We start from the raw sequence: 26,702 nt of genomic DNA, 5'->3' as shown, positions 1-26,702 counted from the left end.
GAATAAGTAGATAGAAGAAATTCAATCAAAAAGGAGAGTACCAACATGAAAAATAAAGCTTTATTAACGTCCCTTGCCCTTGGCGCAGCTTACCTTCTAAGAAACGAAAAATCTCGAAATAAGCTCATGGATCAATTTAAAGAGTTGGGCTCGAAAAGAAATAAATAAAAATAAAACCGCCTTACACGGTAATTTCGTGATAGGCGGTTTTTCTTATGTACGCCACTTTTTTCAGCAGTTTATCGTTAAGACTCGATTTCTTCCTGATATTTACTAAGCCAACCTTGAATATTTCCACGCGGCATCGGCTTGGAAAAATAAAAGCCTTGCAACTGAGGACACCCAAGTTTTTTCAATACTTCCCACTGCTCAGCTGTTTCAACACCTTCACTAACAACATTTAGCTTGAGCATTTTCGCAAGGTCGATAATCGTTTTTGCAATGCCAAAGCTTTTATCGTTATTTGTGATATCACGGATAAATCTGCGGTCGATTTTAATTTCCTGGATAGGAAAATGCTGCAAATAAAGAAAAGCAGAAAAGCCAGTTCCAAAATCGTCAATACTTACAGAAAATCCAAGCTCCTTCAATTCGAAAATTCGCTTCTTTACAGAATCAAAATCTTCCATTGCTACATTTTCGGTAATTTCAATAACGAGTTGGTTTGGATTGATCTCATATTTCGCCAAACATTCCTTTAAATATTTTATTAACTTTGGATGCAGAAAATGTCTAGGTGAAATATTAATTGAAAGTGTTAAATCGCTCTCTTCAATACGCCGCCATTTTTCCAGCAATATAAACGCTTGCTGAATTACCCATTCTCCAATCGGCAAAATCAGCCCTGTTGATTCGGCCAAATTAATAAATTCTATCGGAGGAATTATGCCCCGTTCCGGATGATTCCATCTAATTAACGCTTCAAAACCGATAATTTTTCCAGAAGAACAGTCTACTTTTGGCTGATAATACAGCTCGAATTCTTTTAAATCCAGTCCTTTGCGCAAATTCATTTCGCCAAGTAAGTCATCTTCCATTACATGAAACATATCTTTTGTAAAGTAGGCTTTTACATTCCTTGCATTATGTTTCCTGCCGGCATTTAAAGCAATTTGTGCCATCTGGATGCATTTCTTCGCATCATTAGCATGGTCGGGATACACACTTACACCATAGCTGCATGTGATATATACATCTTGGTCTTGAATAATCATAGGGGAATGGAGACTTCTGGATATTTCATCCATATTCACGAATGAAGGCTTACCATCCGAGTTTGCTGGTAGGAAAAACGCAAAATGATCAAAGCCAATCCGCGCTACAATACCGCTATCTAGAAATAATTTATTTAGGCGTTTAGCCGTAATCGCGATCACTTCATCCCCACTGCAGTATCCAAGAACATCTTGAATACTATTAAATTGATCGAGCTTTAAATAGACCATTAAGCTCTTTTCCCCAGATTTCATTTCTGTCATCTTCTTGTTTACCTGTTCAAGAAAAGAATGCTGATTAGAGAGCCCTGTTAAGGTGTCAACATAGGCAAGCTGTCGAATTTTCTCTTCAACCTCGATACGATCAAGCTGTTCAATTAGGGCAGGAAAAATGACACATAGAATTTCCCCACTTCGAAAAGGAGCCACTGTTACATTAAAACGGCTATCATCAATCATTATTTGAAATGCCTCTTCACTTTCAAGTTGTCTATTTTTCAAGTGAGCGGCTATAGCATGCTGGTGCGTTTTGAGCATTCCGCAGCGATCACTGATCGGAGCAAATGCCTGATTATCCTTGTTATAGAGCAATATACATGATGCATGCCCCTGTTCCATTTACCCACATCCTTGTGTCGTATTACTCTTTTTATCGACAAAAACATCGGTATTTTTAGTGCCTTTTTAAAATACAGTTCGCAACATCAAAAACACCATCCCCGCACTTGAAATGCGCTGAGGATGGCTCCTTCTTATACTTTAAACTTATGCGTGCTGTTCTACTGCTGTAGGTCCTATTTTTTTATTGTTTTTGCGATTGATGTACATTCTTTTTATTGCAGGTGTTAAGAAGCGATCAGCTCCCCAGTACGTTGCACCTTTCCAAGCGAATAATAAGACAACTGCTGCTAGTAGAAGTGTTGGGTTAGTGCTGATTGTTCCTGCCCAGAGGAAGTTTAGATTCATTACTCCACCTGCAATGAGTGCAGGAATTGTGAGTGCTCCAACGATCAAGCCAATTCCAACGAGTAACTCACCCCATGGAATCAAAATGTTAAAGAGTTTTGCATTTGGCAATGCAACGTTTTCTAGAAATGCGGCATACCATCCTTGGACCATTGGTGCTTCTCCACCAGCTTTTGCAATTGCTCCGTGTAAAAATCCGGTTGCATCAAATTCCCCTATAACTTTATGCCAACCCGCCTGTAGCCACTGTACCCCCAGCCATATCCTTAACACTGCCCAAATGCCTGCTGCGATTTTTCCTTCAAATAACTGTCTCATCTTTCTCACTCCTTTATTTTTGGGAGTTTGTGAAATTATTCACATGATTTTGTAAAAAAATTTAATTGATAATTTCTTAGTCAATTTGCTGTATCGGTTGTGAATCATTTCACATTCTCTTTTCACTATTAATATACTACGATTATCATCCAAGTGCAACCGCTTTTCCGTTGTTTCACCAAACTGCCACAATTTGGGTTTTGCGCATACTTTTGGAAAATAGTCAGCAGATTTTTCGACAAAATTAGTGTATTAATCCTGAATATTATAAACTGTTTTTTTTCGAGTCTGATGCTATACTATTTTAGTATGAGGAGGAGATTAAAGATGACAGAGAAAAAAGTTCGCTGGGGGATTATGAGTACAGCAAGCATTGGTAAGCGCTCTACTATTCCTGGAATTCAGGAGTCGAAGCGCAATGTCGTTGCTGCTGTAGCAAGCCGTTCTTTAGAAAATGCACAGAAATTTGCAGATGAATTAGGGATTCCAAAGGCATATGGAAGCTATGAAGAGTTATTAAACGACCCTGAAATTGACGCCGTTTACATTCCCCTTCCGAACCACTTACATAAGGAATGGACAATTAAAGCTGCTGAAGCAGGAAAGCATATTTTATGTGAAAAACCAATCGCACTTGATGAAGAAGAAGCAAAAGAAATGGTAGATGCATGCGATAAAGCAGGCGTAGTTCTTGCTGAGGCTTTCATGTATCGCCATCAACAAAGATATGAAGATATTAGAAATCGCATTAAAAATGGGGAAATTGGCGAAGTGCGCGGGATTCACAGCGTATTTACTTTCAATGGTGCTGCCAATCACGGTAACATCCGCTATACAAAGGAATGGGGCGGCGGTTCCATATATGATGTAGGTGTTTATCCGATCAGCGCGGCAAGATTATTACTAGATGAAGAGCCGACTGCCGTTACAGCTCATGCCTTCTTCTCTCCAGAGCATGGTGATGTTGATATGATGGCTTCTGGACTGATGGAATTTTCAAATGGTGTAGCATTAACGTTTGACTGTGCGATGTGGGCTGAATTCCGCAATACACTAGAGGTTCTCGGTTCAGACGGTAGAATTGTTTTGGAAAACGCATTCCTTGGCGATCAATCCTACGACATCATTAAAGGCGGACAAACGGAAACAATTAAAGAGGAAAATATTAATCAATACGCATTACAAGCTGATAGTTTTGCAGAAAGCGTTCTCGACGGCAAGCCGATTAGATTCCCGTTTGAAGACATCATTAAAAATATGAAAGCGGTAAAAGCAACACTTGATTCTGCTGAGAAAAGAGAAAGAGTTACTATTAATTAAGGGAGTTGGGGAAATATGAAAAGCATTCGCGTTAATAACGTAGAAAAATCCATTTCAAGCCTAGTCATGGGATCCGATTACTTTACACCAGAAATAATCGATAAAGTAACAGATGTGCTAAACAATTTTATCGAAATTGGCGGTAATACAATTGACACCGCATTCATCTATGCTGGTGGAAAAAGTGAAGAGGCGATCGGCATCTGGATGGAAGAAAACAACCGCCGCGACGACGTTATTCTTTTAACAAAAGGAGCGCATCCTAATCAGCACGGGTCACGCGTAAGCAAAGCTGCGATCGATGAAGAGCTGAATATCAGCTTAGAAAGACTTCGTACAGACTATGTTGAATTGTACGCGCTTCACCGTGACGATCCAAATGTTCCAGTAGGAGAAATCCTGGAAATCTTAAATGCACATGTAGAAGCAGGACGCATCGGTGCATTTGGAGGTTCTAACTGGTCAATTGAGCGACTTCAAGAAGCCAATGATTATGCTGCGAAAAACGGCTTAATCGGATTTTCTTTCAGCAGCCCGAACTTAAGCTTGGCAAAAGCACAAGAGCCTTACTGGGCAGGATGTGTATCAGTAGACGACCCGATGCTAGCTTGGCATGAAAAAAATAATATGCCGCTATTCTCATGGTCTTCACAAGCTCGCGGATTCTTCACAGGTCGTTTCACTCCTGAAGACCGCTCTAACGAGGACTTGGTACGCGTATTCTATAATGACGATAACTGGGAGCGCTACCGCAGAGCTGAGCAATTGGCAAAAGAAAAAGGCGTTGAAACAATCCAAATCAGCTTAGCCTACGTGCTAAACCAATCATTCCCAGCTGCAGCAATCATCGGACCACAAAACCATAAAGAAATGGTATCTTGCCGAGAAGCTGCAAACATCGTCCTATCTGAAGAAGAAATCAAATGGCTTGACCTTCGCACAAAATAAGAAAAGCGGAAGCACCCGTTGAGAAATTCTTTCCCAACGGGTTTTTCTATTCGACAAAATTCGGGCGGTGCCTGTCACCGCCCGATTTTCCATTGGACATTCACAGGATTCCATTTTCCGTTTTGGTAGTACCAGAGTACTTCAACGGTTCCAAGCCCGTCCGCATGGTAGGCTCCGCTAATTTGCCGATAGCCCTTTAGTCCAAAGCCTTTATTATTTTTCATTTTAACGATTTCGAAGAAGGCAATGGGATCGATCATTAGCTCTGTAGGCTCGTTCAATATACCATTTTTTTGATATAATCCTAATCGAAGATAGTCTGCTTTTCGGCCGCTAAGATCCAGTGTTATCGGCTTATTTATCCCCGGGATATCAATGACAGCTTTAAAACCATTTTGAAATACGCCTTCGATTTGCAGCGGAGTTGGCAGTGGGATTTCAAGCAACTTTGAATTTTTCACGGTATGCAAAGCATAGTTATACAATCCACCGCTTCCGCCTGTAGCGCTAGAATAAAGGATATCATCTACTCCATCATGATTTAGGTCGGCAAAATCAAGTTTGGGTTCATAGCCGCCTTCATAATTAATCCTAATTGCTTTGCCTCCTTTCATTTCAATTACCACCCACACATCTTTATAAAAAGCAGTGTTACTCTCAAACGGAATACCAAACAAAGTTATTTTTTCCGGTTTGCCATCACCTGTCACATCATTATGGTATTCCAGTAGCGTTTCAGCGGTTCCAGCTCCTAAAACAGAATTGGGAAAAAGAGAAAAAAGTGCAATAAGCATGATCAATATAATATTTCTTTGCATTTCGTCATCTCCCGCTTTGGTGTTGCGCTTATTTTTCTCAATTGTGCGTAGGATTATGTAATTACTTTAATCATCAAAGCATTGAAAAGGCCAGCTTCTATTTACATAGAAACTGACCTTTTGCCTTTGAGGTGCATTCGACAAAATCCGAGTGGTGCCTGTCACTTGTCGAATGAAAATCTTCTGTCTCTGGCCCTATTTGTTCTTCTTCTCGATTGTTTCGTTAATTTTCTTGTTTCCTTCATCAACATAGTTTGACCACTCTTTGTTGCCATTGTCTACACTGTCACTCCACGCCTGATTACCAACATCTACAGCGTAAGTCCACTTTGCATTCGAATAATCTACAATCATGGAGAACATTTCATATACGGGGTGGCCATAATCCTTAAATCTTTCCTTTAAGTAGTTTTGAGCGCTTTTCAGTCGTTCTTTCTCCTGCCTGCTCTTTTCTTTCATGCTTTCCTTCGTATTCCTTGCCAATGCTTTCTTTTCTTCTTTCATTTCCCGCGCTTTCGACTTTCCTTCTTCTTTCCATTCGCGCCATTTTCTTTGTATTTCTTCGTACTGTGCTCTCATATATCTTTTCATGTCACGCTCAGAATTTACATATGTAAATTCTCCCTTACCTGCAGTAGCAACCTCTTTTAACAGTTTTTGTCCTTCATTATCATCGACATCAAATCCAATAATATTAACAACCGTTTCAATGTCGGCAGCAACTAAATCTTCCGCTGCCTTCACTGGATCCCCACCGCACGTTTCAATCCCATCACTTACAACATATACGATGACATCATCGGTATTTTCCGGTATATCTTCTTTTACACTTTCCAAAGCCAGACCGATCGGAGTCCAACCAGCTGGCTTTACTTTATCCAGCGATTTTTGAAATTTTTGATCATCAAAATTCCCATTATAAAAATTCTCTGTACTGCTGCACGACAATTTTTTATCTGCATCGCTACCTGACCCTTTATGACCATAAACGCGCATTGAAATGGTTGCATTTTCTGGCACCTGTTTAGCAAATTCCATAACAGCTGCTTTCGCTGCTTCCATTCTCGTTTTATTGCCTACACTCGCGTTCATGCTACCACTTGCGTCGATTAAAATAGCATAGTGCGCGGTTTTTAATGTTGGCTCATTCACTGTTTCGTCAGGCCTGGCAATATCTACCTCAACTGTAGAATCAAAGTTTACTAATGTTTCCATGTCTTCATGGTAATCCTCATTAAGCAAATAAAGCAGTTCATCCATATATTGTTCCTTTGTTAAGTTATCAGGTAATTGATCGAGCGCCTCATTCACCTTAGCTTCATCGTATTGATCGCCGCTATAAATACCTGGGTACCGCAACATTTCTTTTTCTAGTGAAGTCAGCTCGCGACCAGGATTTTCAATTTCATAATACTTTATTTCTTTTGGTATGTATTTATCTTCTGTTGCATCCTCAGTTTCATCAGCTTGTTCGGATTCAACAGGTTGCGATTCAACTGGTTTGGATTCAGCCTGTTTGTTTTCTTTGGACGAACAAGCCGTTAATAATAATAATAATGACAAGATGACAATTCCGTACAAAACCTTTTTCACAGCTGGATTCTCCTCCATGTTATACGACTCTCATCGCTTCATTTCCCACCATCATAGCCCAATTGGCCTTCTATCAGAAAGAGACCGAATGACTATTTATTGATAAATACTTACAATGAAAAACAAAATTATCCGGTCCTGGTGGTGCCTGTCACTTGTCGAATGAAATTGCCTGACACGTCACTTATAAAGGTGCATACTTGTAGGTAGATAAGTTGAGCGGGAAGGAATGAAACATATTTTTGGGTTATGTGGAAGAGTTACGTAAGATTGTCGGGCATAGAGCGTTAATCCTTGTAGGTTCGGTAGTGATTGTGATGAATGAAGAAAACGAAGTGTTGTTGCAACAGCGCGTATTTCCTTACGGTGTATGGGGATTACCAGGAGGATTAATGGAACTAGCCGAATCCACTGAAGATTGTGCCAGGAGGGAAGTCTTTGAGGAAACTGGATTAAAGATTGGAAAATTGCAATTGATCAACGTATCCTCGGGACCTCAAAACTTTGTAAAAGCACAAAATGGCGATGAGTTTTACGTTGTGACGATTGTGTATGCAACCAAAGATATTTTGGGTGGCCAGGTTAAAGATCACGATGAAGAATCACTGAAACTACAATATTATCCTTTTAATCAACTCCCTGAAAATATGGTTGGAAGTCATCGAAAAGCAATTGAAGATTATTTGGAACAACTATAATGATAAAAGGGAAAAGGAGAGCTTCGGATAAAATGCCGATAGCTCTCCTTATTTTTTATAAAGGTTTTAAAATCATTAAGGCAATAATGACTAAAAAAATCAAACTACCTACATGCTCATAGCGCACAAGAATTTTAGATAAACGATAATACTCATTTGGAATCTCATCCCCTTGATGGGACTTTATTAAATCATTGATTGGCTTTGCTAAAGGTTTAAAAACAAATGGCCCCATTGCAAGCGCGATTAAAAATAAAATGAGGCTCGTGACATACCAACCCATCTGAAATAATCTTGGATTGATTGCCCCCATTAACAAACCAGTGACGAGAAGAAGCGTTCCACCAATCATGACAAATATATGTAAACGATGCTTGATCGCATAGGCATGCCTCAATTCTGTCATCGTTTTTGCCTTTTTTGCAACTTCACCTAAAATAAATCCTGGGCCCATGCCAAGGATAGCAGAAAAGATATGGATAAAAACAAGAATTTTATAAAATATTACCAACTACTGTCCTCCGTTCAACTATTACAAAGTTAATCATTTTTTTCAGTATTGACCATGTTTGCAGCGACTTGTGTTAATCTGCTAAAAAACATGTCCTCTGCTGGATGGTCGTTTAATCCGACTTCTTCAAAGGCCTCTTTCATACAACGAAGCCAACTGTGCGCACGATCCGGTGTAATTTCAAACGGAAGATGACGATGTCTCATTGCTGGCGGACCACCAAGAAACTGCGTCAAAAACATTCTTTGTTTCCGCATAATTTCGTTCATATTCTCTTCGAAAAGTGGACTTAAACTCTGATCAGCATATACTTTAGGATAAAATGCTTTCACTAGCTCATCTATCGTATTTGCGCCAATTTGGTCAAATAACGTTTGTAAACGAGGCTTAGTCACTATTCATTCCCCTTGATGGCTTCTACACTATTATTATAAACTATAGGGAGGAAATTTTCTGTGATAGAAATCACAATTAAAGGTGGATGAAGGCGTTTTAGTTAACATTATCTGTGCAACTTTCATAGATAGTGACCATTGCCTCCTAGCTTACCTAATATTCAATTAACTTACTTTAGGTTGTTTGGCTTTAATAATCCAGTTGATCAAATCATCACGGTTGTACAAATGGATTCCATTTGATTTTGCCAAAGTTTGGGCCGCTTTCGTATAATAACTATTTGTTATCACCCATGCTTCCATTGCATTGTAGTGAGACATGGAGGTCCCAACTTCCTGGACAGCTTTAATACCTACATTCTTTTTATACCTTTTAGCCTGAACGACGATGATTTTTCCTGAGGGAGATGTCAAAACCAAATCAGCACCAAAATCTCCAGTAACCTTAGTCAATCTCACTTTATATCCCTGTTTTCCTAACATTTGCGATAAGTAATACTCAAATTGTTGGCCAGACATTTGATCAATCTTATCAATTCCTGATTTCAACATTTTTCTTTTATACATCAGCGACTTAATTATACTAATAATAATATACAAAAAAAGTAGTCCAAATAAGGTAACTAACCCCTGCTTAATACTCCCAGTCTTTAAGAATCTCCAAATTGCTAACAAAATAAATGACGGTAGAATAATTTCTTCATAAACATTTTTCCTTTTCTTCATTGTGTGTCCTCCTATTCATTTCACCTCAAGATTAAAATACTTATAGTTAAATTGTACCAGATAATTTTGGAATTGTTATCCAGTTATTGTTGAAAAGTGATGAAATATAGGACATTAGAACTTCATTTTTCCCGTTTTGAAGATGAATATTGATTTTGTAAGACAAGATATCACAATCATTAAACGACAAAAATCCCTGTTTTTTTCAACAGGGATTTATTTTTAATAGGCATTTCTAACATCAATTCCCACAACATTTTTTATACTTTTTTCCACTTCCGCACGGACACTTTTCATTTCTTCCCACTTTTGTATCATTACTAATAGGTTGGGATAAGTTTTCTGATTCTTCAATGAGTCTTTCCCTTTCATCAAATTCACTTTTCCATAAATGCATGTCTGGATGTTCCTTGCCAAATATTTTATAAAAGCTGTAAAAAATTTGCTCCATATCGATCAAGCCGTTATCATCATATTCATGTTTCAAATAATCATCAATTAATGAAAATGTTTTATTAGAGAATTGATGAGATAAAGCTTCAATGACTAACCCTTTTCCGTCCTCATCTATTACTGAATAGCTTTTAAAAAGAGCATCAACAGCGCTGTCTGTTTTCGTATTTGCTAAAACGGAAATCGCAAAAATTTCGGAGTTATCCTTAATGGCATAAGGTGCAACCGCATCAACCACTTTATCTGATTGAAATTGATATAAGGCGTCAGCCACCTCTTCCAACAAAGTATCTTCATCTCTTTCAAGCAAACCGGCCAAAACAGGAATATATTTTTCTAATTTCAAAAGCCCAATGGCACGTACCGCAAGAATTCCATTAAACGAAAACCATGGCGCTTTCAATTCTTCTTGCATGATGGCGTCGATTTCTACTTCATCATAAGATCCTTGCAGTACGAGTATATGTAGAATTTTTTTTGCCCGTAAAAATAAATCTTGATCAAAAAATTGCTTTTCCTCAAGAGAAGCCAGTACAGAACCGTATTCCTCCCATAAATTCTCTTCCTCTCCCTCAAGTAAAAAACAATTGAACGTAAAAAACTCTTTTTCCAAATAAGGAGAGAGTTCTTTTTCAAACGCTACTATAATTTCGGGTTTTAACTCATTTATAAGATGCATGACTAAATGCTTTCTAGCCGGCTCAATAACCTCAAGCAATTTCAATAAAAGAGGCACCGAATCCTCATTTAGTGCATCTTTTTTTGCCCATATTAACAGAGAGGAACGATCTTTCTCTGATTGAATGGCTTTTTCAAGCACCCGATTTGTCCATTCGGCTGGGGTATTGGGATACTCATTCAAAGCATGAAGAACAAATTCCTGGATAATTAATTCTTCTGAGATAAGATGGGGTTCGATTTTTTCTAAAAATGGATTGGACATTTTAATTGTCCTCCTTGATAAAAGTTGATTGTTTTTATCGTATCATTGGAAAGGCAAACTTGCGAAATTCCTATTCAGAAAACTGATAATAGAATGGCGTTTGACCGTTCCTCCGTCACTGCTTCTTATCGAACAGAACTTCAGTTATACATAAAAAAGCCGTTCTTCCTTTCCGAATCGAGGAAGAACGGCATGACCAACTAATCTTTCAACAACTGCAAAATCCCTTGCGGCAATTGATTTGACTGAGCCACCATCGCTTGGGCTGATTGAATTAAAATATTCCTTTTCGTATACTCGGTCATTTCTAACGCCATATCGGCATCTGAAATTCGTGAGAGAGCTGATGTAAGATTTTCGTTTGTATTCGTCACATTACTATAAATATGTTCGAGAGCATTTTGGTAGGAACCCCACTTTGAGCGTTCTGCCGATACTATTTTTATCGCTTTATCGAATTTATCAATTGCTTCAGATGCCTTGTCAATTGGATCAACCTCAGTGTTGTCAATTCCTAATGCAGTTGTTCTTGCGTCTGTTTGGTTAATATGAAATAAATCATTTGAATTAGGACCTACTTGCAAAATGATTGGTTCGGGATAAACCTCTTCTGTCACAGTAATTACTTCTGTTTTAGTGATCGTTTTAGTGACTGTTTCTTCAGTTGTCGCTGAATCATGGATTAAATAATTTGACGTTAAATTAAAGGTAGATGCTGAGGAGCCACCGTCGTGCCTAATTTCGATATACCATTTACCACTTATAGGATTCTCAAATGTCATTTTTTCATTACTAGCTGCAAACCCCGAGTACGTAGCTTTTGTTGACGATGTATTAGTTGTATTTTCTTGATAACTACTTCCAGGCATAATAGGCGTATTATATCCAAATTGCTCTCCATTTGGACTTTTGATATTCATATCTGGCCATTCCGCACCTGACACCGTACCAAAAAACGCAGTGATTTCAAGTGTAGCGGGAGGAGGATTTGGCACTTCTATATATCCAGCGGTGACCCTATCTTGCGGATCGACACTTATAATCTTTGTTGTTGATGGATTCGATTCAATAATAGTTTCCGTTTTAGTAATTGTCTCTGTTTTAGTAATTGTTTTTGGTTTATCATCGACATTCAATAAATATATTCCATTAAATTTCGTCTGATTAGCAACTTCGTTGACTTCTTGCTTGATCTGTTCTATCTCGTTTTGGATTGCCACTCTGTCTTGCTGTGTCAACGTGCCATTTGCTGCTTGTACCGTAAGTTCCCTAGCTCGTTGGAGCATTTCTTGAATACTACTTAACCCTCCCTCTGCTGTTTGAACTAAAGAAACTCCATCTAATATATTTCGATCAGCTTGGTCTAATCCTCGGACTTGAGATTCCATCTTTTGAGAGATAGTTAAACCTGCCGCATCATCAGCAGCTCTGTTAATCCGTAGGCCAGAAACTAGTTTTTCCATAGTCTTAGAGGAGCGAGTCACATTTTTACTAAGTTGATTATATGCATTAAGGGCCATGATGTTATGATTAATTCGCACGTAAGTCACCTTCAAATTATCTTTTAATATCTATTTATATTATCGGTTAGAAGGTAAGGAGGTTAAGTAAATGAGGTTTTTTACTTCGGCTTGCTACAAAACAATATTTGTTTTCCCCTGTTGAAAATCCTGTTCAGGATAATAAGCATTTTTCACTAAAATATTGGCCCCAAGGCATCGGACTGCTGGGCAGTGACAATTTAGAGATTTGGCTAAAGGTTGGTCTAGCCAACGGTCAAACATCGGCTGAAGTGATTCCGTTTGAATATTTCCAAGCGGCGGTGTATCACCAAAATCAGTCACGATTACTTCACCTGAAAAAATGTTGACGTTTAAACGCGAGCGTCCATCCGGATCATTTCGCACCGAGACATTTTTACTTTTATAAATTCGTTGAAGTAGCTCTAAATCTTCTTGCTTAGCACTTCATGAATAAAATGGTAGAGTCCCAAATAGCATCCAAATATCTTCATTTCGAATGTCTAGTATACGGTGAATCGCCTCTCTCGTTTCATCAAGGGAAAGGACTTCTAATGTTGATGCAAAATCACTTGGATACATCGGATGAATTTCATGTCTAGCACATTTAATCTCTTCAATAATTTGCTGATGAATATGTTCTAAATGTGGTAGAGTGCGTTTATTTAGCATCGTTTCTGCAGAAACCATGACCCCTGCTTCAGCCAACGCTCGACTATTCTCAATCATACGTTCAAATTGCTGAGCACGCCGCTCTCTTGACCGCTTCCTCTCCATATTCGCAAAATCGCCATCAATAAAATCATCCACTGTACCCTAGTTATGCGAAATATGAAGTACATCCAAATAAGGAGAATTAATAAATATCGCTCCAAAGGCATCGTCAAATTTGAATTCATTTGCGTTCGAACACCGCGTTCATGTGCATATTGGAGTAATGGCAATACATATTGATCCACCGACTTTTTCGAAAACATCGGCTCCCCGCCCGTGATACTTAAGCTGCGTATATGAGGAATTTCTTCAAGTCGACGGATCAATAGTTCAATCGGCAATGTATCAGGATCTTTATGATGAAGCGTATATCCTACAGCACAATGTTCGCAGCGCATATTGCACAAGTATGTTGTTGTAAACTCAATATTAGATAATGTCAATTTCCCATGCTCGTCTATGTCTAAATAGGTTTCCCAAGGATCATATGTAGGTGTCATCATTTTAGGTATTTCTGGCTTTTTTATCATTCTTAAAAACTCTCATTGTATTTTATAGATATTGTAATAGTATTCGAGTCAATTGGGGATTAGGCAAGAAATAGCAGTTTTAGAAAAGATGAGCCTTTTGTAGATGTAAAAGGAGAATTTATATTTATTCGAAGAAACTTTTGCTTTTAGGGGACAAATACGGGTAGCGATTAAGCTGGACACCCGCATTTTGATATTAAATAATTTTAAAACTTGAAACTTCTCACCATTCTTTAATATATCAATACCAACTCTACTCAGTTTCTCTTCCAATTTACTAAATCCAATACCTTTAATTTCCGTTTATCATCTTTCCCCCAGCTACGAAGAATGTGGTATACAAAGTTTATAGATTTTTGTGGGAGATTAGTTTTTTTCGTTTAGTATTCCTGATCTATGTATCTTAGTTCATTATTAATACTGACATATACCCCATCGAATTATATTTATTTTCTTCCAGTAACTTATAGATACCTTCTAGATAAGTTCGGTTATGTTCTACTGTTTTAGCAAATGATTGAATAAGCTTTACAACTAATTCTTCATTTAACCCTTTGTGATAACCTGCCAAACCAATTAAATGAAGTTTAATAAGTGAATAGTGAACTATCATCATTACATATTCATCAAATATAGATTTGTCTCCGATTGGAAACAAATTTATAAATACATAGTTTACTAAATAATTCTCCAACATATATTCGTGCTTTTCAAAAAATGGCGCATAATGCTTTACATATGCATATTCATATTTCTCAGTCATCTCACGTAATGATGATAAATCAGAAAAATTAAACCCTTCCATCATTTCATTCACACACTCGAGATATCTTTTATTTAGGTTTTCTGAGGTTTTGACACGAGCTTCTACTAAAGCTTTGCAAAAATCAAACTGTATTTGAAGCTTCTTAGGCAAATTATTTATTATATCTTTCATATCACTTCCGTTTAATATTTTGGTGTATTCCGCAATAATGGTAGGTATAGCATCGATTTTTTTGTTATCGATTTGATTCTGTATTTTTTGAAAAAATAATCCTAAAAATATTAATCTCTCTGAAAAGGAATACTTTCGATTTTGAAGTAGCCCTATTGTAAATATTCTCAGTTCCCAAAAAAATTTAGTAGGTTCATTTTGAGCGTTTGGCTGTTTTGTATCGATATTTATCTGTATGCGATTTCGAAGCTTTGCTGGCTCTTCTATTTCATCAAATTCCATTGGATTTGGGTTTAATAAAACAAGGCGAGCTATTTCAGGACAAGACATAACAGCTGACTTTTCTATGATATCGTTGACCGCATTTACCTTGCGTGGATATACTGAACATGTATGTGATAAAAACTCTTCTCCTAAAATCCTCTGAATAGAGCAAAGCTTTTGTTCATCAAGAAATGTGCAAGCACCAGATTCATCCATCCTCATCAATGCATATTGTCGATCATTATCCGCATTTTTATTACGCTTTACATTTGCTTGTATTGCGGGTTTAATAACTTGATTTTTCGCATTTTTATACTTTTTATACGTGGCTTTATCGATATCGACTCTCCAACCTGCACAGCACGTATCCTCACAAGCCGAACCAATGCATGAAAATACTTTATAATATTGGGGAACTAACACACTCTGGATTTTTTCTTTCATAGAGGAATCTCCTTTATAAACCGACATAACGGCTTATTGATTTATTAATAGTTTGCATTGTATAAACAACCTTGTGTAGATACTTACCGGGATGAATAGAAATATACTACCATTTCCATAGTTCTCTATTTAATATATAATACGGAAGTTATATCTAAAATACTCTGAGAGACCTTTTCTGAACTACGTGCAAAATAACAGCCCCGGAAAATTCCGGAGCTGTTATTTTTTCTTCGTTAGCGTAGTAATTGTAATACTCCTTGAGGAGCTTGGTTAGCTTGTGCAAGCATAGCTTGAGCTGCTTGAGAAAGAATTGAATTTTTAGTTTGGTTCATCATTTCTTTCGCCATATCAACATCTCTGATACGTGATTCTGCCGCCGTTAAGTTCTCAGAGGATGTATTCAAGTTGTTAATTGTATGCTCTAAGCGGTTTTGTTTTGCACCTAACTGGGCACGTTCATCGGAAACTAAAGCTATAGCATCATCAATTGTTTTAATTGCAGTTGTAGCATCCGTGTGATCAGCAGAAATATCTACATCATCCACTTTTAGAGCAGCTGCTTGCATGTCAGCAAATTCAACTTCTAATTTTTGGTCTTTATTAGCACCAATTTGGAATGTAAACTTACCTGTTGCTCCACCCGTTTGATCTAAAAGGTTTTGTGTATTAAACTGCGTCGTAGTAGCAATCCGGTCAATTTCGTCGATTAAATCTTTTACTTCTTTTTGAAGTTGCCCACGGTCATCTGCTGTATTTGTATCGTTACCAGCTTGTACAGCCAATTCACGCATACGTTGAAGGATTGCATGAGTTTCATTTAGGGCTCCTTCACCAGTTTGAATCAAAGAGATCGCATCTTGAGAGTTTTTAGAAGCCATATCTAAACCACGAACTTGCCCACGCATTTTTTCAGAAATTGCAAGACCTGCTGCATCGTCACCTGCACGGTTGATTCGAAGACCTGAAGCCAATTTCTCCATTGATTTCGCTTGTCCTGCAGAAGCAGCACCTAGTTGACGGTGAGTATTAAGTGCCGCAATGTTGTGATTAATAATCATTTGTTTTTCCTCCTTGAATGTACTATCCACTTCCTTGTGGATAGTTGTTGATTTGTTAACGAATGAAAGAATCGACTTCCTAACTTCCTCATAATAATTGGGAAGTGCTAGGTGTTTTTAATATCATTAGAAAAATTTTAAATTGAAACCCCACAAACCAAGAAATCTCTGCATAAAACATTTTTTAAATTAACGTAACAGCTGTAATACACCTTGAGGAGCTTGATTTGCTTGAGCAAGCATAGCTTGTGACGCTTGTGCAAGAATTGAATTCTTTGTTTGTTCCATCATTTCTTTCGCCATATCCACGTCACGAATACGTGATTCTGCCGCAGTTAAGTTTTCAGAAGATGTGTTCAAGTTATTAATAGTGTGTTCTAATCGATTTTGTTTTGCACCAAGTTGGGCACGCTCATCAGATACTTTTCCTATTGCTTTATCAATTGTGTCAATAGCACCTGAGGCAGTAGCATGATCTGTAGCCACAGTTAGAGTCTTAACGCCTAGTGCAGTAGATTGCATATCAGCAAATGTAACCGCCAACTTCTGATCTTTATTAGCACCAATTTGAAAAGTGAATTTACCTGTGTTAGTATTAGCAGTTTTATCCAAAAGATTTTGTGTATTGAATTGAGTGGTGGTTGCAATACGGTCAATTTCATCAATTAGATCTGCCACTTCTTTTTGAAGTTGAGCACGGTCATCTGCTGTATTTGTGTCATTACCAGCTTGTACAGCTAATTCGCGCATACGTTGAAGGATGCTGTGAGTTTCATTTAACGCACCTTCACCAGTTTGAATCATTGAAATCGCATCTTGTGAATTTTTAGAAGCCATGTCTAGGCCACGTACTTGCCCACGCATTTTCTCAGAAATTGCAAGTCCAGCTGCATCATCACCAGCACGGTTAATACGAAGTCCTGAAGCCAATTTCTCCATAGATTTAGCTTGTGCTCCAGAAGCAGCACCTAGTTGACGGTGCGTATTAAGCGCCGCAATGTTATGATTGATAATCATTTATTTTTCCTCCTTGAATATGTCATCCACTTCCTTGTGAATGGTTGGTGATTTTTTAGCGGATGCTGAGGTCGGCCGCCCCTTGCCTTCGCTTACACTAGTTATATCGTCATGGTTCGGGATTGTTTAATAGTTTTCGATAAAATGTTTAATCTTTTTTTGCTTTTGCCAGGATTGTGAATAGGTCTGTGACCTCTTCAGACGCTGCCGCATTCTCACTTTGAATATCCAGCCAAACTTCTTTCCGATGTATTTCCACATTCTTGGGTGCATTAATACCAATCTTAACCTGGTCACCCTTAATAGATGTTATAGTGATTTCAATGTCCTCACCGATTTGGATGGATTCGCCTTTTTTTCTTGTTAGTACGAGCATCTCGTCACCCCTTTGCCGGCTGCCCGAAGAGCGGGTGCTTGGTTTTGTAGTTTTCTTCGTTTAGGATGACTTGTTTGGCGTTGTTCGTTTTGACGTTGACGATGACTGGCGCCTGTAGGTTTGCTGTGCTTGCTTCGAACGGATCCTGCACTGTTAAAATTACGAAGGCACTGACATCTTCCGCACCCTTAATATCTAGTAGTTCCACCGTATTTCCATCCAATTTAAAATCATATTTTTCATAAAAACTATACGGATCGGCAACGACGAATGCCAAAGCTGATGTTTCGACGGACTGCAAGACTGAAATGAAGGTCTGGTCTGGCAACGGCAGCAATGTAAATTTCTTTTCATCGGGAAAACCTGGGATGCCTTTTTCAAAAGTTAAAATCATATCCTCTGCAATTTCGACTTCTCCGTGGTACTTCGTTTGTATGTTCATGTGTTCACACTCCGTTTTATTTTACAAAATCAATGTTAAGGCTGTTGTGTTGTTTTAAAGAAATTTGTACATCACCCGGCTGGTAAGAAATGATTGGCTTTTGTGTATTCGCGTTGATTACCGGTTTATTCATATCGAACTGAATATCCGTTTTCCCTGGTGTGTAATGAATTTTCACCGAAAAAGGTGACGGTACCCATGTAATATTAACATCAGCGGGAGGCGGATTTGCCTTTCGCTTTGCCTGCTCGACGATGACATTTCTTCCGCTATGAATTTCTATCATTTCGTCGCCTTCCCTCGATACCCGGGCAATTCCGTCCAGTAAATCCTGACTCGCTCTTTGCGTGTTTTCTTCAATACTTCTAAAAACACTCTTTATATTCATGTCTTCCCATGCTTGCGATTGGTCAATCGTCAAACGGCTGGGAGTCGTACGGATTTTCATCACCGCTTGGGGTTGTTCGATGCGAAGATCAGCATTCGGCTGCTGAATCGACTGCCTTGCTTGCCTTGTTTCCATCGCAATTTGAGCTGATTGAGACTGCATTCTAATTTGTGGAATTTGCACCAGATTTCGCTCCTTCCCTAAAAACTCTACAAAAAAAGCTATTCTCGCGGAATAGCTTTTTTATTTTCTTATCTCAAAAAATCCATCAAAGTCGGCTGAATGATCCGAGCACCGACAGCCATCGCGGCATTATGCACAGCTTCTTGTGCTTTGAATTCCATGATAACTTTCTCGAAATCGATGTCTTCGTTGTCAGACATGATCCGTTTTGCAATGATTTCCTGGTTGTCGATCCGCTCTTCCATGAAATCAAGGCGGTTTGTTCTGGCACCTAGTTCCGCTCGTGCTGACAGCATTTTACCTGCACTTGCATCAATTTTATCTAAAAAGCCACCGACCGCTTGTGTGTTTCCACTACGCAGTTCAGTTTCGAGGTCAGCTAGCATGCTAAATACGCTCTCACCGTTAGCTTCAAAAACATTCGAACCGTTCATATTCACGGGTACAAAGATACCTTTAGCTAGTTCAAAATTGACATTGCCACCAGTAAAATTAATATTTCCATTAGTTGCTACAGGAGCTGTCTGTGTATCTGTGCCATTAAAAATATACTTGTCTCCTACTCGTGCGTTCGCAATGGACTTAATATGTTCTTTTAACTGGCCAATTTCTTCAGCAACCGCCTGTAATTGCCCTTCATCATAGGTTTCATTGCTTGCTTGGACAGTCAGCTCGCGAATCCGCTCCATCACTTTACTTGCTTCACCAATCGCGGAATCCGTCGTTTCCACCCAGTTGCGGGCTTCAGAAAAGTTCCGTTTGAACTGTTCCACTTCAATAACATTCGTCCGGTAAAACATTCCCTTCATCGCGATGACGGGATCATCGGATGGACGTGAGATTTTTTTCTGTGTCTGGGCTTGTTCAAATAATTTATCAAGCCGTGAATAGCTTTGATTGATGTTAAACATCACGCTGCTTGAAATCATGCCATTTGTCACGCGCATTTATTACACCTCTTATCTACCGACATGTCCCATGCCGTTAATTATTTTATCAAGCATTTCATCAACGACGTTAATCATTCTAGCGGATGCAGAGTAGGCATGCTGGAATTGAATTAAATTGGAAAATTCCTCGTCGAGCGATACCTCGCTGATTGATCTTCGGTTATTGTCCACAGAATTGAGCAGCACTTCCGTATTATGGCGAAGACGGTTTGCCTGCTGGCCTTTTACCGCCATTTCTCCGATCACGCCTTCATAAAAAGATTGAAGTGTACCTGATTCAATCTCAAGATTCAGTACTTTGTTACCAATCGTCAATGTAGAATTTGTAATGACTAAGTCTTTAATGTTTCCAAGTCTTAGTGCATTTTGTCCGTTTCCATTTTCATTTGGAATTAAGGAAGCAGCGACTTCAGATGGAGCCAGGTTGGCTACTTTTATTTTGCCTGCCGCGCCTTTATAGTCAGCGCCCATACCGTCAAAAAATGGCTTTCCCGGTTGGCCATTTAAATCATAACCGCCATTATGGATTTCGTTAAAAACTTGCGCATATGTAAAGGCAAATTTATCAAGGCTATCTAAAATTCCTGGATATAATCCAGAACCATCGGCATCATCACCATATGCATAAATGAGAGCGGCCAATCTTCCTTTTCCTTCTGCGAGATTGAGCATTTCGCCAGCTGCTATAGGCCGGTCTCTGTTGTCGGCTTCAATTAATGGCCTTTTTGTTCCGTCTGCCATAATGATGGAAATGGTCCTACCACCCTCTGCTACTGAAAGGGAATTTCCACCGTAGTTTACAGTATTGGTTTCAATAGGGACGAGTTTAGATAATCGATCGACAAGCCGATCGCGCTCGTCATACAAATCATTCGGCAAATAGCCATGAGGTTCCACTTCGCTAATTTGTTGGTTGATTGAGGAGATTTGTTTGGCGAGTGAATTGATTTCGATCACTGTTGCGTCGATTTCTTTTTTGATGTCATTACGAACGGTTGTCAATGACGAATGCAAGTATTGAAAAGTTTCAGCAACAGATGTTCCACGTTGGAGCACAACTCTCCGCGCACCTTCATTTTCCGGATTTGTGCTTAAATCCTGTAACGACTGCCAAAATTGGGCCATTGCTTTTGATAACCCGAAATCGCTCGGTTCGTTCATAATGTCTTCCATCTTACTGATCGATTCGGCAAGTGATTCATAATAGCCAAATTTATTGTTTTCGCCACGGAACTGTTCATCGACGAATGTATCGCGAATTCGCTGGATTGTACCGTCTTTCACACCTGTTCCCAGTTGCCCGGGAATTTGTGGACGATTCATCGATGCAGCTGGATAAGGCGTTGTTTGTTCAAAATTTACACGTTGGCGAGTATAGCCAGGTGTATTTGCATTGGCGATATTATGACCAGTCACGTAAATGGCACTCTGTTGTGTGTACATACCACGCTTGGCCGTTTCCAGCCCCATAAAAGTGGAACGCATCGTTTTTCCTCCTAATTATGCTTTCGAATCGAAAATCGATCTGCCTGTATTTGGGTGATCGTTATTTTCGCTTTGTGTTTTTGAATAGTTCGGAAGTTCAGGTTCAGGCGCAAGCAAATCAAGATTCATGTTGACGAATTGTAATGAATAGGTGAGCAACTGCTGATTCAGCGCATTTACTTCTTTCAATTCAGTCAAAACCCCTAACAATTTCACCTGTAATTCCGTTAGTTGTTCACGATCCGAGCCTTCAAGCATGTCAATAATATCGGAAATAGTTACTTCCACATTTCCATTCGATAAAAGTGCCACTGCCTGTTGCCGCTTTTTATCAGCAACTTGAATGGCCGCGACATATTTTTGTTCTTCACGGAATATCCTGTTGAGCTCCTGTACATCGTTATTGTGAATGGCTTTCGTTTTTTCTACTGCCGTTTCGTGCAGCTGATTATGTAAAGCCAGTAATTTTTCCATTGATTCAATGAGTGATTGGGCCGACATTGGTTCGGGCCCTCCCTCCACTTTTATATCGGCATAGCCGTTTACTTTTATAGATTAAGTGTAAATATTAATGAGCATTCCTTGGATTTCTCCAACAAGACCGAGTATTTCCAAGCCTTTTTCTTCCTTGTCAAGGACAGTATTTGCCAAATCTATCAGCTTTCTGTCGACTTCTTTGACGATTTTGTACACCTTCGTACGACCGCGCCAATCAAGCCCCCGCTGTTCTTCTAGTTTTAAGCCATTGTTCACCGCATCTTCCATAAAGGATTTCACAAGCTGCTTATATTTTTTAAAATCCTCAATCGTCTGCGATTTGGCAAGTTTCTGTCCTTGCTGTTCGATATCATCCCTTAGCTGTGCCATCCGCTCAAACACAACTTCTTCACGACGTTTCCCCATCACTTCGGAAAATTGGACGGACCCTGCTGCTTGTTGCACTTTCTTATTAACACTATGGACTCCCGTTTTTTCGATTCTGCGCACATCCATGAAGATCACTCCCGCATATTACTACCGATTGTTTATATTTTACTACCGATTATGCCATCGTTACTACCGATGTTTTATGATTTACTACCGATTATAGGTCTTTTACTACCGATTACGGAGCGATTACTACCGATCATCTAAATACCACCATGAAAAAATGTCCGGCGCCCCCAAAAGCGCCAGACCATTATTGTAGCAATTGCAAGATTCCTTGCGGTAATTGATTCGCTTGTGCAAGCATCGCTTGTCCAGCTTGATTCAAGATGTTATTTCTCGTAAAGTTTGTCATTTCTAACGCCATGTCTAGATCTCTGATCCGTGATTCTGCTGCAGTTAGGTTCTCGTTCGCTGTCTGGAGGTTTGTGACTGTGTGCTCAAGGCGGTTTTGGTAGGCACCTAGTATAGCACGTTGGTCGGAAACTTTAGCAATCGCCTTGTCAAGAGTAACTATAGCATTTCCCGCTGCCGTTTGATTTGTGGATACATCCAATGGTTTAATACCTAGAGTACTTGCCGTCATATCTGCAATTATTACGTCTAATGTTTCACCATTATTTGCTCCTATTTGAAACTTAAATCCTGTGGTATTTGTACTATCTAGTAAGATTTTCTTATTAAACTGTGTCTCTTTAGCAATTCTATCAACTTCTTTAATCAGCTCGTCAATCTCCAGTTGGACGGATTTCCGATCTGTATCCTCCAACGTCCCATTCGCTGCTTGAACGCTCAGCTCCCTCATTCGCTGTAAGATGGAGTGAGTCTCGTTCAATGCTCCCTCCGCCGTTTGGATCAAAGAGACGGCATCAAGCGCATTACGCTCTGCCATCCCTAGCCCACGGATTTGCGAACGCATTTTTTCTGAGATTGCGAGTCCCGCAGCGTCGTCAGCCGCACGGTTGATGCGTAGGCCTGATGATAGTTTTTCAAGGCTTTTAGACGTGCTTGCCATCGTTTGGGATAAGTTTCTATAGGCATTTAATGCTTGGATATTATGATTAATTCTCATTGATTTTTCCCCTCTCTAGTCGCGACTAAGCACCATGACGTTTTTTTCATACGCATTCGTTTTTTGATGAAGCAGTCGCTGGCCTTTTGTGTCGCCCATGTTCATTGCTTCATTCCATGCGCTTGCTAGCTGTTCACATATATTCAAAACTTCCTGTAAAATAGGCACATCCTTTTTCAGATTGCCCAAAATCACCTGGTTTGCCATATAGTTATAGAGCGTATCCAGCTGGTCCGCAATAATCCCGGCTTCGTAATTCAATCCAGCCCCTAGACGCTCGATAATATCATTCACTTTTTGCAGTTTACTATTTGCTTCTGGATATTCTTTGTTTTCGATGCAATGGATGGCTTCTGTTAAACAATCAATGCATACTTCATAGAGGAGCCCAGTTATTTGCTGGGGCGTCTTCTGATAGATTAATTCTTTCGTTAAAAATTCCATTCGTTTTCGCCTCCATTCATAGTTCTTATCGGTATATTTCATTTGTTTTTAATAGTTTTTATCCATTTCTTCCAGCAAAATCAATATTTCTGCAATGACCGAATAGAGCTGCGGCGGTACATTGTTTCCAAGATCAATATCGAGCAAGTGGCTGACAAGGTTTGCATCTTCTTGCATTTGCACCCCGTGCTGTTGGGCAAGATCCATAATTTTTACCGCTACAGCCCCTGTTCCTTGCGCGACAACTTGCGGTGCTCCGCCTCCAGCTTCGTCATAGCGTAAAACTGCGGCGGATGGACCGTTCTTGATTCGCCTGTTTTTTTGGTTATAGTAATTCGGTATCATACGCTAAAATCATACCCTCTTTCTGTAAAGGCAGGTTGGTTTACTTTTTCTGACTGCTTCTCGGCGGTTTCTCTCACAGCAGCAGGAGTCAAGTCAGTAAATTGAATGGCGCCAATTTTATAGCCGATGTCTTCAAGCCGCCTTTTCGCTACTTCAGCAAGTGGGCCGATTTTCTCTTGAAAACCAAGGCTGTCATTTTTAATTGTGACGGATAATGTTCGATCAACGGCTGTCAATTGTATGCCTACATCCCCCATCCGTTTTGTTTCGAGCAAGAAATATAGACTGCAGTTTTCCCAGTCGATGCGCTCACTGCTATTTTTCGATGTCAAAAAGACTTTTACGTTTTCCATCTGTTCCCGGAGGATCATTGGCAATGAGAACATCATCGTCTGTAAACCTGTCGTATCTGTTTTACTTAAAAGCTGCTGGCCTGTAATATGCTGCAACGCTTGTTCTGCTTTCTGACCTGCGGAGCTATTCCCCTCTGATTGAATCAGCTTCATCAGCATATTTTTCAAAGAGGCATCCGCATCTGCCTTCACATTTTCTCCAGCAACAAGCCGATGGGCAATATCTGAATCGTACGTCAATCCAAGGCTGCGAACATATTCAAAGGCGTTCCGAGCAGTCGGCTCCTGTCTCATTGACTGTAGTGGTTCTTCTAATGAGTGGGACAATTGTTTCGGAAGCGGCAACTGTTCAAGCTGCGCCAACTCTTTGGATACGAAATGTTTTACACGTACATCTGACGGTTGGAAAATTAATTTGTCCACCGTATTTCTCACTTGATGAACGATTTCACTTGCCTTGGCGAACTCGCCTTTTCCAAGTAATTTCCTCGATTCATGAAGCTGAGTGCTTGCTAACAATAATTTTTTCTCCGTCCCCATATCGGTATAGAGCATGAAGTCGCTTTTCAATATTGCGTTATCCAGCTGTTTGATGGCTGCTTCAAGCGAAGGCCTCGCCTGCGTTGGTGCTTGTTTCAACAAGTTTTCCGTTGCATGCAGCGTATTCGTGATATCCCTTTTCACTGCTTTAAAATCTATGGCAGCTTGGGAGAGTTTTTTCGTAATTGTCGTTACGACCAAATCCCTCGATTGCACAGGAATGGTTGCTAAAACTTCATTGCTGAACCGGTATGCTTGTTCGGCTTCTTTGGGAGCTGTCTCTGGCTGTTTCCCTTCCAGTTTACTGAAAGCTGAAGCAAGTTCTTGGCGTGCTGCTAGTTCCCTGCCGGCTGTTTGGAGCTGCTCCGCTTTTTCTACTGCTTGATGGAGAATTGCTCTTTGTTCAGTTGGCAATTCCGCCAAAGCACCGCTGTCTTTAATAAATTGCAAAACACGTGAAAGATCAGGAACGGTCTTCACTTGTTTGACGGCTGCTTTTATATCTGACTGGATGGAATGGTTCTCATTTTGAATTTTAATTGGAGGCTGCCCTCCCGCCATTCCGGGTTTATTCGCTGTTTCATCCTGATTTAATTGATTCACTATTTGCGTCGAATTTACCGATGGCTGATTCGTGATGCCGGGACCAGCATTCACGGTCTGGCTACCTGTGAAATTTGGCCGTGCTTGACTTATAAAAGAACGTAAATTCTCCGCCAAACTGGAATCCGCCTTCAGTTCTGTCGAGAATTCAGAAATGACAGATCTGGCAATGACATCTGGCCTTGCCCCTTGTTGCAATGAACGTGCCAATTGCTGGATCTCCTGTTTTTTTACCGGATCAGTAATTGTTTGCTCAAGCTTAGTAAGTACTTGATTGATTCTCAGCTGCACACTATCTTGTTGCGTAACTGATTGCGGAGCCGAGGGTTGAGGTGCTCTATTCATTGTTTCGTTTGCTGTGGGACGCACCATTTCCACTTCTTTTAAAACAGCTAAAACTTCCCTCGCCAAAGCAGGCGTAGACCTTAGTTCAGAAGTAAATGCAGAAGATATGACTCTCGTAATATTTGCGGGACTGTCACCTTGCTGCAGTGCCTGCCTTAATTGCTGAATCATTTCAATTTTTGCTGGATCCTTCACCATTGTCTCCAGTTTGGACAACACTTGAGCAACTTTTGCTTGTAATGGCTCTTGGATTCCAGCCTCTTTCTTTACGAAAAAAACGGGATCAAGCTCTGATGCCAAGTCTTGAAGTACCTGTCCTAGGGGACGGCCATGCAGCGCTTCATGGACTGCTTTCAGTTGCTGAGGTGTAAAATCAAGTTTTTTCGCTGCCATATGAGAAATTGTTTCGATTTTTTGCTCTTGGGAACCAGTTCCTTTTTCCACATAGTTTTTTATATGAGTCAAAATATCCTTTGTAATGGGAATATTTTTTTGGTTTAAAATTTCGACGGCCTGTTTAACATTATTGGATAGCGCTAGACCTTGCTGTTGAGCAGCTTGTCCCCGCTCCACAACTTGGACTGGAACTGCTTTTACAACAGGTAGGTCCTGCTTCATATCAGTAACCTGCATGTTAATTTTTCCTGATTCAGGAAAAGGGGAGCCCCCTTCAATTTTCACTCTAACTTCCTGTCCTTTTACTTGTACTATGGCTTCGTTATTCGGGAGTTTTTCTTTGACTACGGCAGTATACGTACCACCTTCCTTTATCGGTTGAAGATTTTCTGATTGGGGAATGGCCGTCAGTTTTGAGTCATTTTGGATCAGCATATTTTTTCACTCCATACAGAGAGGGAAC

Annotated in this window: 27 protein-coding genes and 1 pseudogene; 4 read left to right on the top strand and 24 right to left on the bottom strand. The window is 39.7% G+C overall.

Annotated features, from left to right (window positions below; all coding sequences use genetic code 11):
• The first annotated feature begins 45 nt into the window (after window positions 1–45).
• The gene (locus KHA88_RS21210; RefSeq protein WP_283247433.1) at window positions 46–168 is read left to right on the top strand and encodes a hypothetical protein; all 123 of its coding nucleotides are present in this window, start codon (window positions 46–48) and stop codon (window positions 166–168) included.
• 77 nt (window positions 169–245) lie between these two features.
• On the opposite strand, the gene KHA88_RS12930 is transcribed toward KHA88_RS21210, so the two are convergent.
• Window positions 246–1,832, bottom strand: a complete 1,587-nt coding sequence (locus KHA88_RS12930) for a putative bifunctional diguanylate cyclase/phosphodiesterase (RefSeq protein ID WP_213122162.1) — start codon at window positions 1,830–1,832, stop codon at window positions 246–248.
• 147 nt (window positions 1,833–1,979) lie between these two features.
• The gene (locus KHA88_RS12925; RefSeq protein ID WP_213122161.1) at window positions 1,980–2,498 is read right to left on the bottom strand and encodes a DoxX family protein; all 519 of its coding nucleotides are present in this window, start codon (window positions 2,496–2,498) and stop codon (window positions 1,980–1,982) included.
• 327 nt (window positions 2,499–2,825) lie between these two features.
• Here KHA88_RS12925 and KHA88_RS12920 point away from each other — a divergent pair, with 327 nt between their 5' ends.
• On the top strand, window positions 2,826–3,818 hold the full coding sequence (locus KHA88_RS12920) for a Gfo/Idh/MocA family protein (RefSeq protein ID WP_213122160.1): 993 nt from the start codon (window positions 2,826–2,828) through the stop codon (window positions 3,816–3,818).
• Window positions 3,819–3,833: 15 nt separating this feature from the next.
• Complete coding sequence (locus KHA88_RS12915; protein ID WP_213122159.1) at window positions 3,834–4,766, top strand: aldo/keto reductase; 933 nt, start codon at window positions 3,834–3,836, stop codon at window positions 4,764–4,766.
• A gap of 74 nt (window positions 4,767–4,840) precedes the next feature.
• On the opposite strand, the gene KHA88_RS12910 is transcribed toward KHA88_RS12915, so the two are convergent.
• Both KHA88_RS12910 and KHA88_RS12905 read right to left on the bottom strand, forming a co-directional pair.
• Window positions 4,841–5,584, bottom strand: a complete 744-nt coding sequence (locus KHA88_RS12910; RefSeq protein WP_213122158.1) for a hypothetical protein — start codon at window positions 5,582–5,584, stop codon at window positions 4,841–4,843.
• A 195-nt stretch (window positions 5,585–5,779) separates the two neighbouring features.
• On the bottom strand, window positions 5,780–7,177 hold the full coding sequence (locus KHA88_RS12905) for a VWA domain-containing protein (protein ID WP_213122157.1): 1,398 nt from the start codon (window positions 7,175–7,177) through the stop codon (window positions 5,780–5,782).
• Window positions 7,178–7,428: 251 nt separating this feature from the next.
• On the opposite strand from KHA88_RS12905, the gene KHA88_RS12900 reads away from it, so the two are divergent.
• Entirely contained in the window at window positions 7,429–7,875 is a 447-nt protein-coding gene (locus KHA88_RS12900) for an NUDIX hydrolase (RefSeq protein WP_346729186.1), read from the top strand.
• A 55-nt stretch (window positions 7,876–7,930) separates the two neighbouring features.
• Here the strand turns inward: KHA88_RS12900 and KHA88_RS12895 are convergent, their stop codons facing one another.
• From KHA88_RS12895 to KHA88_RS12800, 20 genes and pseudogenes are all read right to left on the bottom strand, one after another.
• Window positions 7,931–8,386, bottom strand: a complete 456-nt coding sequence (locus tag KHA88_RS12895) for a DUF2269 family protein (RefSeq protein WP_213122155.1) — start codon at window positions 8,384–8,386, stop codon at window positions 7,931–7,933.
• A 29-nt stretch (window positions 8,387–8,415) separates the two neighbouring features.
• Window positions 8,416–8,781, bottom strand: coding sequence for a globin domain-containing protein (locus KHA88_RS12890; RefSeq protein ID WP_213122154.1), 366 nt, complete (start codon window positions 8,779–8,781; stop codon window positions 8,416–8,418).
• 165 nt (window positions 8,782–8,946) lie between these two features.
• Entirely contained in the window at window positions 8,947–9,507 is a 561-nt protein-coding gene (locus tag KHA88_RS12885; protein WP_249313101.1) for a restriction endonuclease, read from the bottom strand.
• Between the two features lie 241 nt (window positions 9,508–9,748).
• Entirely contained in the window at window positions 9,749–10,903 is a 1,155-nt protein-coding gene (locus KHA88_RS12880; protein WP_213122153.1) for an SEC-C metal-binding domain-containing protein, read from the bottom strand.
• Window positions 10,904–11,103: 200 nt separating this feature from the next.
• Window positions 11,104–12,423, bottom strand: coding sequence for a flagellin N-terminal helical domain-containing protein (locus KHA88_RS12875; protein ID WP_249313100.1), 1,320 nt, complete (start codon window positions 12,421–12,423; stop codon window positions 11,104–11,106).
• Between the two features lie 114 nt (window positions 12,424–12,537).
• Window positions 12,538–13,667: pseudogene (gene yfkAB / locus KHA88_RS12870) on the bottom strand (radical SAM/CxCxxxxC motif protein YfkAB).
• Window positions 13,668–14,070: 403 nt separating this feature from the next.
• Complete coding sequence (gene fliB, locus KHA88_RS12865) at window positions 14,071–15,312, bottom strand: flagellin lysine-N-methylase (RefSeq protein ID WP_213122151.1); 1,242 nt, start codon at window positions 15,310–15,312, stop codon at window positions 14,071–14,073.
• A 236-nt stretch (window positions 15,313–15,548) separates the two neighbouring features.
• Window positions 15,549–16,373 (bottom strand): flagellin N-terminal helical domain-containing protein, encoded by an 825-nt coding sequence (locus KHA88_RS12860; RefSeq protein WP_213122150.1) that lies wholly within the window; start codon window positions 16,371–16,373, stop codon window positions 15,549–15,551.
• Between the two features lie 189 nt (window positions 16,374–16,562).
• The gene (hag, locus tag KHA88_RS12855) at window positions 16,563–17,390 is read right to left on the bottom strand and encodes a flagellin Hag (RefSeq protein WP_213122149.1); all 828 of its coding nucleotides are present in this window, start codon (window positions 17,388–17,390) and stop codon (window positions 16,563–16,565) included.
• Window positions 17,391–17,538: 148 nt separating this feature from the next.
• The gene (gene csrA / locus KHA88_RS12850) at window positions 17,539–17,766 is read right to left on the bottom strand and encodes a carbon storage regulator CsrA (protein WP_213122148.1); all 228 of its coding nucleotides are present in this window, start codon (window positions 17,764–17,766) and stop codon (window positions 17,539–17,541) included.
• Between the two features lie 4 nt (window positions 17,767–17,770).
• Entirely contained in the window at window positions 17,771–18,208 is a 438-nt protein-coding gene (gene fliW / locus KHA88_RS12845) for a flagellar assembly protein FliW (RefSeq protein WP_213122147.1), read from the bottom strand.
• 16 nt (window positions 18,209–18,224) lie between these two features.
• Window positions 18,225–18,779, bottom strand: a complete 555-nt coding sequence (locus tag KHA88_RS12840; RefSeq protein ID WP_213122146.1) for a DUF6470 family protein — start codon at window positions 18,777–18,779, stop codon at window positions 18,225–18,227.
• A 68-nt stretch (window positions 18,780–18,847) separates the two neighbouring features.
• Window positions 18,848–19,726, bottom strand: coding sequence for a flagellar hook-associated protein FlgL (gene flgL / locus KHA88_RS12835; RefSeq protein ID WP_213122145.1), 879 nt, complete (start codon window positions 19,724–19,726; stop codon window positions 18,848–18,850).
• Between the two features lie 12 nt (window positions 19,727–19,738).
• Window positions 19,739–21,214 carry a flagellar hook-associated protein FlgK gene (gene flgK / locus KHA88_RS12830; RefSeq protein WP_213122144.1) on the bottom strand — a complete coding sequence of 492 codons (1,476 nt, stop codon included), beginning with the start codon at window positions 21,212–21,214 and terminating at the stop codon, window positions 19,739–19,741.
• Window positions 21,215–21,229: 15 nt separating this feature from the next.
• Entirely contained in the window at window positions 21,230–21,715 is a 486-nt protein-coding gene (locus KHA88_RS12825) for a flagellar protein FlgN (RefSeq protein ID WP_213107908.1), read from the bottom strand.
• A 54-nt stretch (window positions 21,716–21,769) separates the two neighbouring features.
• A complete protein-coding gene (locus KHA88_RS12820) occupies window positions 21,770–22,207 on the bottom strand; it encodes a YaaR family protein (protein ID WP_213122143.1) in 438 nt (145 codons plus the stop codon).
• Between the two features lie 187 nt (window positions 22,208–22,394).
• On the bottom strand, window positions 22,395–23,213 hold the full coding sequence (locus KHA88_RS12815) for a flagellin N-terminal helical domain-containing protein (protein WP_213107906.1): 819 nt from the start codon (window positions 23,211–23,213) through the stop codon (window positions 22,395–22,397).
• Window positions 23,214–23,228: 15 nt separating this feature from the next.
• Window positions 23,229–23,657, bottom strand: a complete 429-nt coding sequence (gene fliS / locus KHA88_RS12810) for a flagellar export chaperone FliS (RefSeq protein ID WP_213122142.1) — start codon at window positions 23,655–23,657, stop codon at window positions 23,229–23,231.
• A gap of 48 nt (window positions 23,658–23,705) precedes the next feature.
• Window positions 23,706–24,002, bottom strand: coding sequence for an EscU/YscU/HrcU family type III secretion system export apparatus switch protein (locus KHA88_RS12805; protein ID WP_213098231.1), 297 nt, complete (start codon window positions 24,000–24,002; stop codon window positions 23,706–23,708).
• A complete protein-coding gene (locus KHA88_RS12800) occupies window positions 23,999–26,674 on the bottom strand; it encodes a hypothetical protein (protein ID WP_213122141.1) in 2,676 nt (891 codons plus the stop codon). The genes KHA88_RS12805 and KHA88_RS12800 overlap by 4 nt, the downstream gene beginning before the upstream one ends.
• Between the last annotated feature and the right edge of the window lie 28 nt (window positions 26,675–26,702).

Source organism: Lederbergia citrea (assembly GCF_018343525.1).
GTDB classification, from domain to species: domain Bacteria; phylum Bacillota; class Bacilli; order Bacillales; family Bacillaceae_C; genus Lederbergia; species Lederbergia citrea.
This window is presented reverse-complemented; position numbering and strand designations above follow the sequence as displayed.

Coding starts and splice junctions, on each gene's coding strand:
- KHA88_RS12925 (WP_213122161.1), bottom strand. CDS start 2,498: ATGAGACAGTTATTTGAAGGAAAAATCGCAGCAGGCATTTGGGCAGTG.
- KHA88_RS12800 (WP_213122141.1), bottom strand. CDS start 26,674: ATGCTGATCCAAAATGACTCAAAACTGACGGCCATTCCCCAATCAGAA.
- KHA88_RS12875 (WP_249313100.1), bottom strand. CDS start 12,423: ATGGCCCTTAATGCATATAATCAACTTAGTAAAAATGTGACTCGCTCC.
- KHA88_RS12910 (WP_213122158.1), bottom strand. CDS start 5,584: ATGCAAAGAAATATTATATTGATCATGCTTATTGCACTTTTTTCTCTT.
- csrA (WP_213122148.1), bottom strand. CDS start 17,766: ATGCTCGTACTAACAAGAAAAAAAGGCGAATCCATCCAAATCGGTGAG.
- KHA88_RS21210 (WP_283247433.1), top strand. CDS start 46: ATGAAAAATAAAGCTTTATTAACGTCCCTTGCCCTTGGCGCAGCTTAC.
- KHA88_RS12880 (WP_213122153.1), bottom strand. CDS start 10,903: ATGTCCAATCCATTTTTAGAAAAAATCGAACCCCATCTTATCTCAGAA.
- KHA88_RS12805 (WP_213098231.1), bottom strand. CDS start 24,002: ATGATACCGAATTACTATAACCAAAAAAACAGGCGAATCAAGAACGGT.
- KHA88_RS12930 (WP_213122162.1), bottom strand. CDS start 1,832: ATGGAACAGGGGCATGCATCATGTATATTGCTCTATAACAAGGATAAT.
- flgK (WP_213122144.1), bottom strand. CDS start 21,214: ATGCGTTCCACTTTTATGGGGCTGGAAACGGCCAAGCGTGGTATGTAC.
- KHA88_RS12860 (WP_213122150.1), bottom strand. CDS start 16,373: ATGATTATTAATCACAACATTGCGGCACTTAATACTCACCGTCAACTA.
- fliB (WP_213122151.1), bottom strand. CDS start 15,312: ATGAAAGAAAAAATCCAGAGTGTGTTAGTTCCCCAATATTATAAAGTA.
- KHA88_RS12915 (WP_213122159.1), top strand. CDS start 3,834: ATGAAAAGCATTCGCGTTAATAACGTAGAAAAATCCATTTCAAGCCTA.
- fliW (WP_213122147.1), bottom strand. CDS start 18,208: ATGAACATACAAACGAAGTACCACGGAGAAGTCGAAATTGCAGAGGAT.
- KHA88_RS12820 (WP_213122143.1), bottom strand. CDS start 22,207: ATGGATGTGCGCAGAATCGAAAAAACGGGAGTCCATAGTGTTAATAAG.
- KHA88_RS12825 (WP_213107908.1), bottom strand. CDS start 21,715: ATGTCGGCCCAATCACTCATTGAATCAATGGAAAAATTACTGGCTTTA.
- fliS (WP_213122142.1), bottom strand. CDS start 23,657: ATGGAATTTTTAACGAAAGAATTAATCTATCAGAAGACGCCCCAGCAA.
- KHA88_RS12815 (WP_213107906.1), bottom strand. CDS start 23,213: ATGAGAATTAATCATAATATCCAAGCATTAAATGCCTATAGAAACTTA.
- flgL (WP_213122145.1), bottom strand. CDS start 19,726: ATGCGCGTGACAAATGGCATGATTTCAAGCAGCGTGATGTTTAACATC.
- KHA88_RS12920 (WP_213122160.1), top strand. CDS start 2,826: ATGACAGAGAAAAAAGTTCGCTGGGGGATTATGAGTACAGCAAGCATT.
- hag (WP_213122149.1), bottom strand. CDS start 17,390: ATGATTATCAATCATAACATTGCGGCGCTTAATACGCACCGTCAACTA.
- KHA88_RS12885 (WP_249313101.1), bottom strand. CDS start 9,507: ATGAAGAAAAGGAAAAATGTTTATGAAGAAATTATTCTACCGTCATTT.